Below are 15,571 nucleotides of genomic sequence, written 5' to 3'. Positions count from 1 at the left end.
GATTGGCGGATTGCCTGCCCCGGTCGACGTCAGCTCGCCGAACGCCGGGCGGCCTCGTCCGCGGCCGCGGCCGCCTGCGCCTCGGCCCAGATCTCGTTGAACAGCGCGATGCGCTCACCGATGCGCGTCCGGTCGAACTTCAGGTGGGTGCTCGTGATGCTGGCGCCCTGCAGGGCACCGACCTCCACCTCGTAACTGACCTCGTCATCGAAGAGAATGAAGTCACGGAACGTCTTGCGCCAGCCCGTCCCGCCGCTGCCGAGCTGGTCGCCGCCGGGCACCACGACACTGTGCACGATGATTCCCGCGTTACGCTGATCCTCACAGATCTTGACGAAATCCGAATTGCGCCGGATCTTCTCGCTGTTGAGGATGAAAACCCGCCGGACGCTAACGCCGCGACCCACTGCCTCCCGCTGCGCCGCAAGATACGCGCGGCCCAGCTCACTCTTCCAGAATCCGTCGCTGAAACTGCGTCGCCCACCGTCGGCAGCGGTGGTGCTGGTCGCCGAGATCGTCCGCTGGGCTCCCCGGGTGAGCGCCAGGATCCAGTCGCGGTCCTCTCCCTGACAGGTCGCGGAATCGCCCTCGAGGCCGCGAAGAAGCTCGTTCATGGCCCGGATCTCCTCGGCCACGAGCCGGCCCAGAACGGGCGACGGGGGAACGAACTTCGCGGACCGCTCGACCAGCCCGCTGATGGGCCGCGCTCCGGGGACAGCCGCCTCGACGGCCGAGCTCTCCAGCGACTCCAGCAGGCGTACGCCGCGGTCGACCCGGTCCAGCCGCCGCTCGAACCCCGAAAGGCGCTCGGCCTGCGCGTCCGCGGCCGCCTCCACTTTGCTCTCGACGTCTACCAGGTGCTGAACGACAAGGACGACACCGCCGATGAAGACGGAGAGCATCATTGTCCAGGTCATCTCTCCGTCGAGTAAATAGCTCAGCAGAAAAGTAGCACCGCCGGTCGCGACCGCCACCGCAACCTGCCTGATTATCCTGACCACAGACACTCTTCCCTTCCTCTCAACACGCCGTAGGAGTGTTTCCGAAGCTCCAGCGAACGCCTTCCTCGGCCGGTGTCCGCCCGAAATCCAGGAGGAGCTGGCTTCTAGTCCGGCGAGGAGCACCCAAAATGATCGAGACTGATAGCGGCATCCCAGAGACAGGAGGACTGAGTCGATCGTTCCCGCATATTAATTGGATTGGAGCGGATCTTCATTGTCAAGCCTTCGACACCACTGCCCCCACAACTCACTTCTTCATCAAAAAACATGAAATTGTCCGGAATCGGGCCCGGAATTTCCGCGCCGGACGGCTCCGCCACCCCGCCCACGTCAACCGCCCAAACCTCCACCCCGGCACGCACCTGAGCATGACAAATCCTTACGCTGCGCTACAGGTACGACGCCGCCTGGATGGACAGCAAGAATGGCCACCCAGGCGATCTCCCCACCGAGCAGAAAACCCGGTAGAAACACGGCGCCCCCGACGGCGACCGCCAAGCCGAACCATCCGAACGCCGCGCTCACCTGCACCTCCCCCTGTTCGACCTCGGTCACGCGCCGACGGAGTCCTCCTCAGCTCCCGCCTGGCAGACGCCCGCGACCCGTGCCAAGGCGGACAGGCTCGACGACGACTCGAGTCCTGCCAGCGCGAGCTGATCCCTGATCCGCCCGACCAGGCTGGACCACTCCCGCGAGAAGCCGGGACGTCTTTCCAGCGCGGCCCACACCTCGGCCAGCTCCTCGGTGACCCTCGCCCCGGGCATCCACAGGTGGAGCAGGTGATCGATCACCGGACGGAAGCGCCGCACCACCTCCTGGGCGGAATCAACCCCGATCCGACTGTTATCGAGCAGGGACTCCACCGTGGAAAGCAGCCAGTCGTGAAGGGCGAGGTCCTCGCACGCGGCCACGACGTCGGACGGATCGCATCTCCCGAGCCGCAGCCGCAGCGTACGCAGCGTTTCATCCTGGATGGTGAACTCGACGCTCACCGGTGAGACGGAAGCAGCCGGCTCGCTGTTCCGGTGAAACGACTCCGCCGACCCGGTGGGGACCGAGGGGAAATCGGAAATCCTCCGCTGCGCACCCAATAATTGTGGCAGCACGGCCGAATCAGAAGACCGCCAGGTGACGGCGAATCGTAGTTGCGTTCGGCGCGCCCGCAACGAGGTGACTCGGTCGATACCCGGCCTGCGCTGAACGCGGCTGAGCAATCGGCTGCTGACCGCGCCGAGATCGAGGGATGCCCGGGTCTGTGTTGTCAGGAATCCCGCAGCCAGGTCGTCCGCGTCAGTGCGCCCGGCGACCTCGATTATCCCCGGGTTCGCCACATAGTGCGACCACGGCAGTCTGCGCTCGCCCGCGGCTCGGGTGAGCCTGGCCCGGGTGGAGGCCTGCAGGACTGTGCCCCCGGTGACGGACGCTCGGGCCACGGCCGTTCCCGCACCGTCTGCTCTGGTGCCCGAGATGGTGGCGAGCGGGCAGTGCACGCCCACCCGTACGTCGGGCGAGAACGCATGGGCGACGGGCCTGGTAGCGCTGCGGACCCGGCCTCCCGGCACGATGTCCAGCAGCGCGGCGACGGTGGTGGCGCCGACGCGGTGGGAGTTCTGCAGCAGGGTGGTACGGACCTCGCCGACCAACATGTCCAGCTCTTCGGCGGGCTCGCGCGCCTTGGGCGCCCTCGGAACAGCCGTCGCCTTCGGAGCGGCCATCAACGGCCCAGAAAAAAGTAGGAAAGACGGTCCGCGGGCTCAGGCGGCAGCGCGATGCCCTCGGCTCCCGCACGACGTTCCGTGGCCGAGAGCGCTGCCGAGTCGACCCCCACCTGGCCGAGGATCACCCGCACGGCGTGCTCGACCGGAAGGTAGCCGGTATCGAGCACGGAGAAGGTCCGGTAGGCGCAGAAAGGCGCAGGGGCCGGGGTTAGGCGGCCGATCGATGGGAAGTCGGCCCAGCGGTCCGGCAGGTCCGCGGGATCGACCGTCACCGGGCGGACCACCGTCTCGCCACCGGCCCGCAGCAGGCCCAGTCGCAGGAGCTGCCACACCGCCGCCAGAAAGGCGCACGACCAGGCATGGTGCCCGCGGTGTTCGCTCCACAGCTCCACATCGAGGAAGACCGAGTGGCGGCGCGAGCCGTTTTCCGTCGGCGGCTGCCAAGGCTCCGCGACTCCCATCGCCCTTGTCCCGGTGGTGGACGGCGAGCGGGCTCCGTTACACAGCCAGCCAGTCTCGTTCAGCGTCGGACGCGAGCCGTTCGCCCCGTAGGGCGGGTCCGCGACGAGCGCTCCCTCGACGATGCGCGCCAACGGTACGTTCTCGGCGGCGGCGCACGCCGACTCCCGCGCGATGTAGTCGATGACGATGTCCTGGGCTCGCGCGGCGGCGAGCAGCTGTGGCACCACTGCTGCCGGCGGCGGCATCTTCCCCTGGTCGGAGTAGTCGTCGACGAGCAGGCAGGTGCTCACCCGGGGGGCCCGGCCAGCACGGGCGGCGCCACCCGCGCCGCCGGCGAGCGAGCCCAGCCGCGGCCGGTCCACCCACGGCGCTATCCGCCGGAAATGCTCCGCCAGTACGCCGGCGCCGCCCGCCAGGTCTTCCGGGTAGAAATGGCCGAGTTCCACCGACAGATGGGCCAGCGGGACCTCCACGGTGCGCTCGACGGCGCTCGTCTCACGGAACACCGCGGACCCGGGCACGGTCGTCGGCCCGCCGGAGAATGGTTCCACGTGTGTCAGAGCCCCTCCCACGCGCTGTCGTCTGTCAGGCGCTTGGCGAGGTCCTCGAACGCCTGTCCGGTCTCCTCGTTGGCGATCCGCGTGGTCGAGATGTCGTCCTCGACGATGATCTGCTCACGCCACTGCAGGACCGGGTCGAGCGGGATCGAGCCGAGCATTACGCTGCGGCCGAGGCGCAGCTTCGCCGCCAGCTTCTGCAGGTCGGTGTTGTACGACTGCAGCCACACCGACTGTTCCGCCCGCAGGACGGCCAACTGTGGTGAGTCTGGTTCGAGCACGGCGGTGCGGACGAACCGGATGGTGTCCTCCAGCTCGCGGCGCCTGTGCCCGCGATCCATCCCCGTCTCGAGGATGCCGTGCGGGCCGAACACCAGGCCGGCGGCGGCGACGATGTGCTGGCGCGTCCACCGGTGGAACACCAGCCAGCGCGCGGTCTTCTCAGCGAGCGCCGGGTCGGCCGTGGCACGCAGCACCAGCTCCGTCGCGTACGACCGGCCGGCGCTGAGGTCGACGAGGGTGAGCTCGAACTCCTCGTCGAGGCGCAGGAACAGATCGCTGCACCGCCGGGCCATGGTCGCGTCGACGGGGAACTCCCCACCGCCGGAGTCACCCGGCAGCAGGGTGAGCCTGCCGGCTCCGAGCGGTCTTGCCCGCGGCCCGCCCAGCTCCGACTGCCCCCAGACGTCCAGCTGGTCCACTTCGGCCGTCCGCCCGGCGAGGTATTCGTGCAGCCCGCCGCCGGTAGCCGTGCCCTGCCCTGCCGCCTCCACACCGAAGATGGCGCCCGCGGTAGGCGAGCCGAAGTCGAAGTCGAGATAGCAGACGTCGCTGCCCTGCATCGCGCGTCGATAGGCGACGTTGCAGCTCGTCACGGAGCGACCGGTGCCGCCTTTGTCGGACGTCGCAAATATGATCATCGGAGCCGGGCCCTCAGGCTCGCCGGGCCATGGCGAGCGCGTCGAGATCGCGCAGCGCCGCCTGCACGATCGCGATCGACGTCGCCGGCTGGCGTTCACGCAGCTCACGCGCCCGCTGCAGGTTCGCCCCAATGCCGTGCAGCTGGGTTCTGGCCGGGACGGTGGATGTCGGAGACTCCCGCAGCAGCTCGGCTGTGTGCAGGTGGTCGGCCTCGGCGAGCATGTCCAGCGCCAGGTCGGCCAGCCGGGCGCTGTACGGACGCGCGACGGAGACCGCCGCGACGGTGACGAGCGCCTCCATCACCCGCTCGGTGAAGTACCAGGACGGCCCCTTGTCCGTTGGCGACAGCTTGAACAGGCTGATGTCGTCCCACAGCCCGGCGCCGGGACCGTCGGAAAGCTGACGGAGCCGCACGTGACGGTCCCAGATCTCGTCCGCAAGGCCGACCAACCGATCTCGCAGCGCGCTGTCACGAGTGACGGCCGCGGTCCGCGCCACCCGCTTGAGCAACGCGGTCGAGAAGTCCGCCACCGGCCACTCCATAGCCGGCCCGAGGTCCTCGGCGCCGGTGAGCGGGAGCCGTACCCCCGGGACGTGCAGCTCGATCGCGGGCTCGCGCAGCCTCGCCCGCCTGGTGACCCGACCCCGCACGGCCAGTTCCGCCAGGACGTCCGCGATACGCGCGATGTCGACGTCCCGGGCTCGCTCGGTGGCCAGCGCCTCGATCGTGATCGAGGCCGCGAGCAGGGTGTCGTAGTCCGTCTCAGGCCCCTCATCCGCAGGGTTCGCGCTCCGCCAGGGAACCTCCTCGACGGGCCAGCGGGACCGGCCGAGGCGCGCGATGGTCGACCAGTAGAGCTGCGCCAGGTTCGAACGCAGCTGGAGGGCACCCACCAGGCCCTCCTGATCCGGGTTGATCAGGCCGAGCTGTCGGGTGCGCGCCGAGAAGAGGTCGGAGATGCCGTCGAGTGCGACCACCGTGAAGTACAGGGAGGGCTTCGCCTGAGCGACACCCGGGGACTGGTCGACCACGACGCCCGTGCCCGCGTCGACCGGGGGGGCATCCCGGATGATGCCCCAGGACCAGCCGCACTCGAACAGCACGCTGTCGTCGTCCACTGCTTCGGCGGACAGTTCCACACCGAGTTTCAGCTCGCGCAACGAGGTACGGGCCGGGACCAGCGCGTCGCGGACCTCGTCGAGGACCTTCTCGGTCGACTTCCCTTCGGTGTTGACCAGGTCGCACAACGCCCGCCCCTCCTCGGAGTAGGCCGCGAAGGTCCGCACCGTGAAACTACGCAGAATTCCCACCATCGACGCGGTCAGCCGACGCGATGCGGCCTTCTCCAGCTCCCGCATCTCGGCGAGCAACGCGTCGCGCCGCACCGTCGGCCGGAACTCGCGGACGAAACCGAGAATGGCGAGTGACAGCGTGATGGACATCGAGAACGAGTCGACTATCTCCAACGCACGCTGCTCGGGGGTGAGTGGCTCGCCCTGGCCGACCGGCTGAAAATACGAACCGCCGGAGAAGACCGGCGCACCCCGCTCGTTCGTATACCGCTCGAGATACTCACTGAGCGCCCGCACCAGCACTTGCGGGATCTGGCGCGCATCACCGATGCGTTCCAGCGCCACTCGCACGTCCTTGGCGGTCTCGTCCGGCTTTACGATCTCCATCCCGGGCATCTGGTACGACGGGTACATGAGGCAGAGCAGCTGTTCTGCGTCGCTGGTGGAGTTCGACTCGGCCCGGCCGCTGAACTTCCATCCGCCGCCCTGGTACGAGTACTCGGCGGCGGCCTCCCACATCTCCAGCAGAAGCTGCCTAGGTCGGATATCCAACGCCGTCCCCCTTCTTCCTCGACGTCCGGGCCCGCTAGGCGTCCGCGGCCGTGGTGGAGCCGTCCGGCTCCCGTCTTCTCGTGCGGCCGCGGACGAGGACCATGCTTTCGTATCCCTCGCGCAGCATCTCGGCACCGACGAACCGGTCCGCCTTCACATCGGTCGCCGTCGCCTCAAGGCTTTCGACGATGTAGTCCATCTTCAACGAGACCGCCGGGAAGCGGATTTCGCCGACCTCGTACCCTCTGGAATTCTCCATGTATGCCATCGCGAAGGGCGCGCCGGGCATGAGCGCGTCGAGGAAGCACCTGGAGGCGCGGTGAAAATCTTCCCTTTGCTCGGAGATGGAACACGCCACGAAGAACATCGTGCCGATGTCCCACCTGGAGCGGGGTAACTCGAAGACGCTTCCCTGTTCGACCACCACCCGTTCCGCCAGCGCCCGGCGCGGGTCATCCACACCGAGGTAGGCCCGTTCCTGGGTCAGCACCTTCCAGAACGGGTCCCAGGCGGTGCCGTAGGACCGGACCTCGTTCTCCAGCCACGTGACATTGCTGGCGGAATGCTCCCGCAGGGTGATCCGCTCGCACCAGGGCAGCATCGACAGCGCCGGATAGAGGTTACTGCCGGTGCCCACGTCCAGCCCGTTGAGCGGGCGATCGGCGGCGGTCGCCGCGGCCGCGGCGAAGGTCGCGAAGAAATCCCGGACGCCCTCGAGGATTTCCTGGTCGTCGTCACGCAGGACGGCGTAGTTGTGGGCGTGGTACAGGTCGGGATCGAACTCGTCCCACCGCTGCCCGGCGTTGCCCATCGGGTTCTCATTTTCTTCTACGTGCACAGCGGCTCCCACGAATTGCGCGCGTCACTGTTCTGAACCGGGCCACAGTCGGGCCGGACGGCGGCCGAGGGCCAGCAAGAGCGGCCACGAGCAGGCGTACACACGCTCCGCGTGGCGGCGGGCCGCCCACAGCCGACCGCGGACGGCCCGCACCCACGGCCAAACATCGCGGCAGCAGGCGCCGCGGCGGACACAGAGCGGCGGCGGTGAAAGGGCGTGGGAGAACAGTGGTCCGCCTGGCGCTCCCGAACAGACCGGGCTCGGCTACCCGTCCAGGAACGGGTCGGTGCCGTTTCGGTCAGTGCGTGGCAGAGCGCGGCACGTGACGGACCGTGTCCGCGCCGCCCTGCGGATTCCGGTCCAGGTTGAGTTCGAACAGAAGGCGCGGCTCGTCCGCTCCGTAATAGCTGTCGACGTCCGCAGTCTGCTCGAAGCCCAGTGAGCGGTAGAGGTGTATCGCGACCGGGTTGTCGCGTGCCACAGCGAGGCGCACCCGCTGCACACCACGAAGGTAGAGACTTTCGAGTGTTTCCAGCGCCAGCAGGCGGCCGACACCCTGGCAGCGGCGGGAGCCGTCCACCCCAAGGGCCAGGAAGTGGGCGAGATCCGTTTCGGCATCGGACCCGGAACGCACGGCTATCGAGTACCCGAGCAGCTCGCCCGCCTCGTCGGCGACGAGGATCTCCTGCTGGTGGACGTCGAAGAGCTGGCGAAGGACGAACTCGGGGTACGCGAGCCGGCCAAAGATCTGCCGGTCGATCCGGCTGAGCGCGGAGAGGTCCGCCTCGACGACCGTCCTCACCTTGACCGTGTTCACGGCTCGCCCCTCCTGGATTTTCCCGGCCTGTCGACATGCCGGCCCGCGGGAGACAAGAGCGCGAACCCGTCGACCTGAGACGGCCCATGGACCATCCAGTACTCCCGCTACCCCCGCGGCCTTCCGGCATTCGGTGCGCCACGCCTCGGCGGAGGGCCGCGCTTGGAAGACTACCGCGCAGGTCGGAGGCGTCCTCGGCGGGCACGAAGGCGCCTGGCGCTGACCCAACCGGATACGACGGCATACAACGATGATGCCTCACTGGATGCGCACAATCCGTAAAACAGATGACTTCCAGCCGACATACAGTCACCGCCAAATGGCGGGATTAGCTGCTTTAAAGCAACAGGACGAACTTTTGACAAGAATTGGAGGCCGCGGGCGGCCAAGGGCGGGCCCGGGGACGGCTGAGAGCGGCCGGGGGAGGGGCCGAGAGGGAGGCGGCCGGGTTGACCGCGGTGAGGCCGTCGATCGACGTCGCCGGTCGAGCCGGCCCCAGGCCCGCGGCGGCCACCCCGGGCCGGTGCTCCGCCAGCGAAGCTGTGAAGGGCATCACCTGGTCAGACCATAACGAAACGGGCACGGGTTCGGGAAACGCACCCGATTCGAAGGAGCTTTGCCCGTGGCGGACCGGACTGCGCTCGACCCGTTCTCCAGCATGGACACCATGGATGGCACGGATTCCGATCTCGCGGTACTCGTGATCATGGCTGGGGCGGCCGTCATCGGCTACCTGGCGTCCCTGCTCGTACACCGGATCCTGCGGCGGATCGGTCGGCACTCGCGGATTGTGGAGGATCTCGCCGAACGGGGGCGCCGGCCCGCCCGGCTCACGCTCGTCGTTCTGGGGCTGCTCATCGCGGCGAACGCGACGGTGGAGCAGTCGTGGACGCCGGCCACCATCCGCGTGCTCGGCCTCGCGCAGATCGCCGCGCTCGCGTGGGTGGTGGGCGTGCTGGCGTTCGTCGTGGAGGACCTGGCGCTGTCGCGCTACCGGATGGACGTCGCCGACAACCGGCACGCGCGGCGGATCCGTACCCAGGTGATCCTGCTGCGCCGGATCACCGTCGTCGTGATCACCGTGATCGCGGTCGCCTCGATGCTGATGACCTTCCCGAGCGTGCGGGTCGCCGGCGCGAGCATCGTGGCGTCGGCGGGCGTGGTCGGCATCATCGCCGGGCTCGCGGCGCAGACGTCGCTGGCGAACGTCTTCGCCGGGCTGCAGCTCGCCTTCACCGACGCCATCCGGGTCGACGACGTGGTGGTCGTCGAGGACGAGTGGGGCCGGATCGAGGAGATCACCCTCACCTACGTGGTCGTGCACATCTGGGACGACCGGAGGCTGATCCTGCCGTCGACCTACTTCACCACCAACCCGTTCCAGAACTGGACCCGCCGGGAGTCCGCGGTGCTCGGCGCGGTGGAGTTCGACCTGGACTGGTCGGTGCCCGTCGCCGACATGCGGACCGAGATGCACCGGATCGTCGAGAGCACCGACCTCTGGGACGGGCGGGTCAGCGTCCTGCAGGTCACCGACGCGGTCGGGGACCACGTACGGATCCGGGTGCTGGTGAGCGGGAACGACGGGCCGACGGTCTTCGACCTGCGCTGCCATGTACGCGAGGCACTGGTCGACTGGTTGCGGCACAACCACGCGGCGGCGCTGCCGCGTACCCGGATCGAGATCGACGCCACGGCGGCCGGCGCCCGCGCCGGAGTCCAGGGCGGCGCGCGTTCCAACGGGCACCGCGTCGAACTGGGCAAGGCCGGTCTGGGCCAGGCCAGGGCCGGCGAGGCCGAGCGGGGCAGGGCCGAGCCGGGCACGACGGCCGCCCAGCCGGAGGATCTCTCCGATGCCCGGCTCTTCGCCGGCAGTGCTGAGGCCGAGGAGCGTTCCCGTGCGTTCAGCGAGACCGGCGAGCACTCCCCGGCCGACAGCTCCGGCCTGGTTGACGGCCCCGGCCCGACCGACGCCCCCGGCCCGACCGACGGCTCCGGTCTGACCGCTCCCAACCCCCGCGAGGCGGACGGCAGCCACGCGCCTGACCGTCCCTCGTCGAGGTGAGCCGCCGGTAGGCGGACACCGAAAGGGCCGCTGCCCCGAGATCTCGGGGCAGCGGCCCTTTTCCGTCGTCAGGCGCCAAACCGCTGTCAGTCGCCGGCTCGCCGTTACTTACCGCCGGGCGTACCGACGGCTGTGCGAGGTGCGGGAGAGGCCACGGCCGTTGAAGGCCCTCCACAGCGCCAGAACGATGATCGCGCCGATGATGGAACCGATGATGCCGGACGGCTGGAGCGCGCCCTCACCAATGTCCTTGTTGAACAGGACGTAGCCGAGGAAACCCCCGACGAAAGACCCGACGATGCCTACGGCGATCGTGCCGAGAATTCCGATCGGATCCGGGCCGGGGAGAACCAGACGCGCGACCGCGCCGGCGATCAGACCGAGCAGGACCATGACGACGAGGAAAGTCAGCATCAGTGGTTTCTCCTTTACCGAGGTTGTTGGCAGCTTTTTGCCCCGCGCCGGAACTCGCAAACACTTTGTCCGGCGAGAACCGGATCCACCGCTTTGCGGATGCTTTCAGCGCCCACGCCGCCGGACCGGCTCGGCACGAAGCCGCCTCAGCTGCCGGACTTCGCCGCCTTCGTGGCCCGGCGGCGGCGCACCGACCGCCGGAGCAGGAGCAGCACGGCGCCACCGAAGACCGCGCCCCCGGTGGCACCGGGATGCCGGCGAGCCTGCTGGCCGGCCGTCCGTGCCGCCTTCCCGCTGGAGGCCGCCGTACGCTCCGCGGCGGCCGCGACCTGCGGGTGCTGCTCCATCTGCTCCCTTACGGTGCCGACCGCCCGGTCCTTCACCTCGACCGTCTTCTCCGCCGCGGAGGCGAGCGTGGGGTTGTGGCCGACCTTCTCCCGGACCGCGCCCACCGCCTTCTCGGCCGCGTCGCGCGTCTTCTCGGTGGCGGAGGCCACATGCGGCGCGAGCCCGGCGGTCATCTCGTTGAACTTGCGGCGGATGTCGGCACCCTCCGCGTCCTCGGTGACCGCGGCGTCCTCGGTGACCGCGGCTCCGGCTGCGGGCACGGTATTCGCGGCACCAGGAACGGTGTGCGCGGTACCCGGGGCGGTATTCGTGGCACCCGGGGCGGTGTTCGCGGCACCAGGAACGGTGTTCGTGGCACCAGGAACGGCGGCCGGTTCGGGCGCGGCCACGACCGGCGGTCGGGGGCCTGTCAGATCGGTACGCGGGGGATTCATGCCCTCGTTCATCTTCTGGTTCTCCTCGGCAGAATCGGGGACTCTCGCGTGCCTGAACGGAGGCGACTTCTGGGTTGCCCGCACGCGTCCTGCCGACGAACTACCCATGGATCCGCCGTAGATAACGCGATGTGTCCACGCATCGCCGTCACCACACACCGTTGTCCGCGATGGCCGCCGACGCGGATGTCCTGCGCGCCACCGGCTCCGCCCCGTTGGGAGGCCCCCGAGGCCCCCGCCCACGGCCCGGACGTCCACCGGCCGATGTAGCCCAGTACACACCGGAGGAGGCGAGCGGGGCGCCGGCCGGCATATGCCATGTACGTCTCGTGCTGGACAAAGGGCGGGGGCCGCGGCGCGAGGTCGGCTACCGTTCCCCCACGGCTTCCGCCGCGCGCGTCGCGTCCAGGAGGTGGCTGATGTCGGATACCGCGGGTGTGGGTGCGGACGACGGCCGGCTCGACGGCCTGTACGGCCTGCGTGAGCTCGCCGGGCGACTCGCGGCCGGGTCGATGAGCTCCCGGGAGCTCGTCGCCGCCTGCCTGGAGCGCATCGAGGCGACATCCACGACCCTGAACACCTTCCGGGTGCTACGGGCCGAGGAGGCGCTGGCGGAGGCCGAGGAGGCTGACCGGCGGCTCGACGCCGGGGAGCGGCTCCCCCTGCTGGGTGTCCCGGTGGCCATCAAGGACGACACCGACATGGCCGGCCTCCCCACCGCCTTCGGTGCGGCCGGCGACTTCCCGCCGGCCACCGAGGACTGCGAGATGGTCCGGCGGCTGCGGGCCACCGGCGCGATCATCGTCGGCAAGACGAACACGCCCGAGTTCGGGCAGTGGCCGTTCACCGAGGGGGCGGCGTTCGGCGCGACCCGCAACCCCTGGAACCTCGACTACTCCCCCGGTGGGTCGTCCGGCGGCGCGGCGTCGGCCGTCGCGGCCGGGCTGGTCCCCGCCGCGATCGGGTCGGACGGCGCCGGCTCGGTCCGCATCCCCGCGGCCTGGACCCATCTCGTCGGGATCAAGCCGCAGCGCGGGCGCATCTCCAGCGCGCCGGTAACCGAGCAGTTCAACGGGCTGACCACCTTCGGCCCGCTCACCAGGACCGTCGCGGACGGCGCCCTCCTGCTGGACCTGCTCAGCGGAAGCCTCCCGGTGGACCGGGACCGCCCGCCGGTGCCGGCGGAGACCTTCCTGCGCTCGGCCGAGCACCCGCCGCCCCGGCTGCGGATCGGCCTGTCGCTGCGCGTCCCCTACAGCGGGATGTCGGCCGCGCTGGATCCGGCTGTCCGCGCCGCCGTGGAGCGCCTCGCCGAGGTGCTGGCCCGGCTCGGGCACGACGTGGTGCCGGTCGAGCCGCCGTACGGCCTGCTCGGCCTGCTGTTCCTGCCCCGCTCGATGGACGGCATCCGGGACTGGTCGCACCGGGTGCCCAACCCCGAGCTCCTCGATCCGCGGACAGTGGCGAACGCGCGCAACGGGCGGGCGCTGCGGCCGGTGCTCGGGCTGACCCGGGCCGCCGAGGCACCGGCCCGGGCGTGGATCGGCCGGGTCTTCCGCACGGTGGACGTCCTGCTCGCGCCGACCACCGCGGTGCCGCCGCCGCGGGTCGGCGAACTGAACCGGGAGACGAACTGGGAGACCGATCAGGCGATCGTCGCGGCCTGCCCGTACACCTGGCCGTGGAACGTCCTCGGCTGGCCGGCGGTCAACGTCCCGGCCGGGCTGACGCCTGCCGGGCTGCCGGTCGGCGCCCAGCTCATGGGCCCGGCGGGCGGCGAGGGGCCGTTGATCTCCCTGGCCGCCGAGCTGGAGGACGTCGAGCGTTGGTACACGCGCCGGCCGGGCCGCCTGGAGGCTTCGACGCCCGCCTGACCCGGAGGCGTCTGAGCTGGAGGCGCCTGCGGCCGGAGGCTGGCGGCCGATCCGGATCGTCACCGCCGGATGCACACAGCGGGACACCGGCACGTGAAGCACCTTGTAGCTCACTCGAGGTGACCTCCGGAGGTGCCATCGGGGGTACAAAATTGGAGGTCGCCCGCGAACGGGCCTCTGCGCCCTGGACAATGGCGCATGCTCAGCAACGTGGTACCCCGGATCGGGGACTTCGTGGGTCAGTTGGGGGCTGGTCTGCTGGTTCTCGGTGCCGCGGTCGCGGTAGGCGCCGTCACCGACCTGTCGACCGCGGGCTACTTCGGGCTCGGTGCCCTGGTGACCGCGGTGACCTGTCCTCCGGCGGCGACGCTGGGTGTCGGGCTCGCCGCCGAGGTGGTGGCCGTCGCCTCGGGGTGGTGGGACCACCGGTTCGGCAACGGTCAGCACATCGCGGCCTGCATCCTGGTCGCGGCCCAGGTCGCGGTGGCCGTCTACGTGTCGGTGAGCCGTAACCGGCGCAGCTCGGAGCTCCAGCAGGTCCGGGCGGTGGCGGAGGTCGCCCAGCGGGCTCTGCTGCCCGAGGTGCCCATCGCGCTGCACGGGGCCGGGTTCGCGGCCCGCTACCTCTCCGCCGCCAAGGAGGCCTCGGTCGGCGGCGATCTCTACGAGGTGGTCGCGACGCCGCACACGATCCGCATGATCATCGGTGACGTGCGCGGCAAGGGGCTGCCCGCGGTGCGGCTGGCGACGGTGGTCCTGGGCGCCTTCCGCGAGGCGGCGGTGACCTGGCTGGACCAGGGGCAGGTCGCGGCCGCCTGCGCCCGCTCGGTCGGCCGCGAGGCCGAGCCGGAGGACTTCGTGACGGCGCTGCTGGTCGACATCTACCCTGACGGCCGGCTCAGCCTGTGCTCGGCGGGCCACCATCCGCCGCTGCTGGTTGGGGCGACCACCACCACCACGCTGACCTGCCCGTCCTCACCGCCGCTGGGCCTCGGCGACCGCTTCGCGACCGCGACGGCGGACTGGGCGGTCGGCGACCGCCTGCTGCTGTTCACCGACGGGCTGATCGAGGCCCGGGACGGCGAGCGGGCCTTCTTCCCGCTGGAGCGGCACGTCGACCTGCTGCGCGACGTCCCGCCCGATGCCGCGCTCGACCGGCTCACCAGCGCCCTCACCAGGCACGTGGGTGGGAACCTGCACGACGATCTGGCCCTGCTGCTCGTCGAGCGGCGCCCGACGGGCGCGGCGCTGGCCGCCACGGCCCAGGCGCCGTTGTCCGCCGGGGCGCTCCCGGCCACTCCCGCGAACGCGAGCGCGGCCACGATGTCGGAATAGACGATGCGCGCCGTGGGACGCGCGAGGCGGGTCAGCGGCCGGCGGAGGCTCGGCGGCGGCCGTCCCGGCGGTAGGAGAACGGACCGGGAAGGTCGACGCTGGAGAGCCCGCCGCGGCGGTTCTTCGACCACACCCGCCAGGAGACGCGGCCAAGCTTCAGGGTCACCGAGGAGACCCCGTTCTCGCTGACGTTCACGTGGAAGGGGCCGTAGCGCGGCCGGCGTGTGTAACGCAGTCCCATGACTACCTCCAGGGAAGATGTGGGGCACGGGGGTCCTTTCCGGCTTTGCCCCCCGCTACACCCACGAACACCGATCTTGCCGTCCATGACCCGCCTACCCAGTCGCCCCATGTGACTTAGGTCACCTATCGCGATCCACATGTTCTGTCGGGCCGGACCTGGACAGGGCCCAGGGGATGCACGCTGTCGACGTGGGATCGCCCGACGGAGCCGGTAACGGCCATCCGCGGCCGGCTACCGACTGTGCCGACCTTCCTGCGTCGGCAGTCGGCCCCGTGCCGGAGTGGCTGGATCTGCAGATCCGCGACCGTGCGCTGCAGGCCACCGGGGCGTGCTTCACGATCACCGACCCGCGGCAACCCGACAACCCGCTGATCTGGGCGAACCCGGCGTTCGAGCGGGTGACCGGCTACAGCCTGGCCGAGGTGGTCGGGCGCAACTGCCGGTTCCTGCAGAACGGCGACGACGACCAGCCGGCGCTGGCGGAGCTGCGCGCCGGGCTGGCCGCGGGCAGGCACGTGGTGGTCGTGCTGCGCAACTACCGGCGGGACGGCACGCCGTTCTGGAACGAGCTCGCCATCAGCCCCGTGTTCGACCCGCTGGGGGAGATCACCCACTTCGTGGGCGTGCAGACCGACGTCACCGAACGGGTCGAGGCCCAGCTCGAGCGGGACAGGCTGTTCGAGCGCGAACGGGCCGCC

The 15,571-nt window shown here is 70.1% G+C and carries 13 protein-coding genes and 1 pseudogene; 4 read left to right on the top strand and 10 right to left on the bottom strand.

Annotated elements, in window-relative coordinates:
- Window positions 1-29 precede the first annotated feature (29 nt).
- From BBK14_RS33305 to BBK14_RS33275, 7 genes are all read right to left on the bottom strand, one after another.
- Window positions 30-974 carry a hypothetical protein gene (locus BBK14_RS33305; RefSeq protein WP_020464290.1) on the bottom strand — a complete coding sequence of 315 codons (945 nt, stop codon included), beginning with the start codon at window positions 972-974 and terminating at the stop codon, window positions 30-32.
- Window positions 975-1,552: 578 nt separating this feature from the next.
- Entirely contained in the window at window positions 1,553-2,647 is a 1,095-nt protein-coding gene (locus BBK14_RS33300; protein ID WP_241832058.1) for an SCO2521 family protein, read from the bottom strand.
- A 68-nt stretch (window positions 2,648-2,715) separates the two neighbouring features.
- Window positions 2,716-3,732 carry an SCO2522 family protein gene (locus BBK14_RS33295; RefSeq protein WP_083391422.1) on the bottom strand — a complete coding sequence of 339 codons (1,017 nt, stop codon included), beginning with the start codon at window positions 3,730-3,732 and terminating at the stop codon, window positions 2,716-2,718.
- Between the two features lie 5 nt (window positions 3,733-3,737).
- On the bottom strand, window positions 3,738-4,658 hold the full coding sequence (locus BBK14_RS33290) for an SCO2523 family variant P-loop protein (protein WP_020464293.1): 921 nt from the start codon (window positions 4,656-4,658) through the stop codon (window positions 3,738-3,740).
- A gap of 13 nt (window positions 4,659-4,671) precedes the next feature.
- Complete coding sequence (locus BBK14_RS33285; RefSeq protein ID WP_071067104.1) at window positions 4,672-6,504, bottom strand: SCO2524 family protein; 1,833 nt, start codon at window positions 6,502-6,504, stop codon at window positions 4,672-4,674.
- A gap of 34 nt (window positions 6,505-6,538) precedes the next feature.
- The gene (locus tag BBK14_RS33280) at window positions 6,539-7,315 is read right to left on the bottom strand and encodes an SCO2525 family SAM-dependent methyltransferase (protein WP_041255114.1); all 777 of its coding nucleotides are present in this window, start codon (window positions 7,313-7,315) and stop codon (window positions 6,539-6,541) included.
- A gap of 325 nt (window positions 7,316-7,640) precedes the next feature.
- On the bottom strand, window positions 7,641-8,159 hold the full coding sequence (locus tag BBK14_RS33275) for a GNAT family N-acetyltransferase (protein ID WP_071067103.1): 519 nt from the start codon (window positions 8,157-8,159) through the stop codon (window positions 7,641-7,643).
- A gap of 622 nt (window positions 8,160-8,781) precedes the next feature.
- Between BBK14_RS33275 and BBK14_RS33270 the strand changes: the two genes are divergently transcribed.
- Window positions 8,782-10,224, top strand: coding sequence for a mechanosensitive ion channel family protein (locus tag BBK14_RS33270; RefSeq protein ID WP_071067102.1), 1,443 nt, complete (start codon window positions 8,782-8,784; stop codon window positions 10,222-10,224).
- 108 nt (window positions 10,225-10,332) lie between these two features.
- Here BBK14_RS33270 and BBK14_RS33265 read toward each other — a convergent pair whose 3' ends face one another.
- Entirely contained in the window at window positions 10,333-10,638 is a 306-nt protein-coding gene (locus BBK14_RS33265; RefSeq protein WP_020464298.1) for a GlsB/YeaQ/YmgE family stress response membrane protein, read from the bottom strand.
- Window positions 10,639-10,784: 146 nt separating this feature from the next.
- Window positions 10,785-11,432 (bottom strand): hypothetical protein, encoded by a 648-nt coding sequence (locus tag BBK14_RS33260; protein ID WP_071067101.1) that lies wholly within the window; start codon window positions 11,430-11,432, stop codon window positions 10,785-10,787.
- A gap of 407 nt (window positions 11,433-11,839) precedes the next feature.
- On the opposite strand from BBK14_RS33260, the gene BBK14_RS33255 reads away from it, so the two are divergent.
- Together BBK14_RS33255 and BBK14_RS33250 are read left to right on the top strand one after the other, a co-directional pair.
- Window positions 11,840-13,294, top strand: coding sequence for an amidase (locus tag BBK14_RS33255; protein WP_071067100.1), 1,455 nt, complete (start codon window positions 11,840-11,842; stop codon window positions 13,292-13,294).
- 198 nt (window positions 13,295-13,492) lie between these two features.
- Complete coding sequence (locus tag BBK14_RS33250; protein WP_071067099.1) at window positions 13,493-14,629, top strand: PP2C family protein-serine/threonine phosphatase; 1,137 nt, start codon at window positions 13,493-13,495, stop codon at window positions 14,627-14,629.
- Between the two features lie 31 nt (window positions 14,630-14,660).
- On the opposite strand, the gene BBK14_RS33245 is transcribed toward BBK14_RS33250, so the two are convergent.
- Window positions 14,661-14,870: a DUF4236 domain-containing protein gene (locus BBK14_RS33245; RefSeq protein ID WP_020464302.1), complete on the bottom strand. Its 210-nt coding sequence runs from the start codon at window positions 14,868-14,870 to the stop codon at window positions 14,661-14,663.
- Between the two features lie 176 nt (window positions 14,871-15,046).
- On the opposite strand from BBK14_RS33245, the pseudogene BBK14_RS42575 reads away from it, so the two are divergent.
- Window positions 15,047-15,523, top strand: a pseudogene (locus BBK14_RS42575) (PAS domain-containing protein); the annotation flags it as partial.
- Window positions 15,524-15,571: the final 48 nt, after the last annotated feature.

This window comes from Parafrankia soli (assembly GCF_001854695.1).
GTDB classification, from domain to species: Bacteria; Actinomycetota; Actinomycetes; order Frankiales; family Frankiaceae; genus Parafrankia; species Parafrankia soli.
The sequence above is the reverse complement of the archived record's forward strand: the minus strand, read 5'-3'. Positions and strand labels throughout refer to the sequence as shown.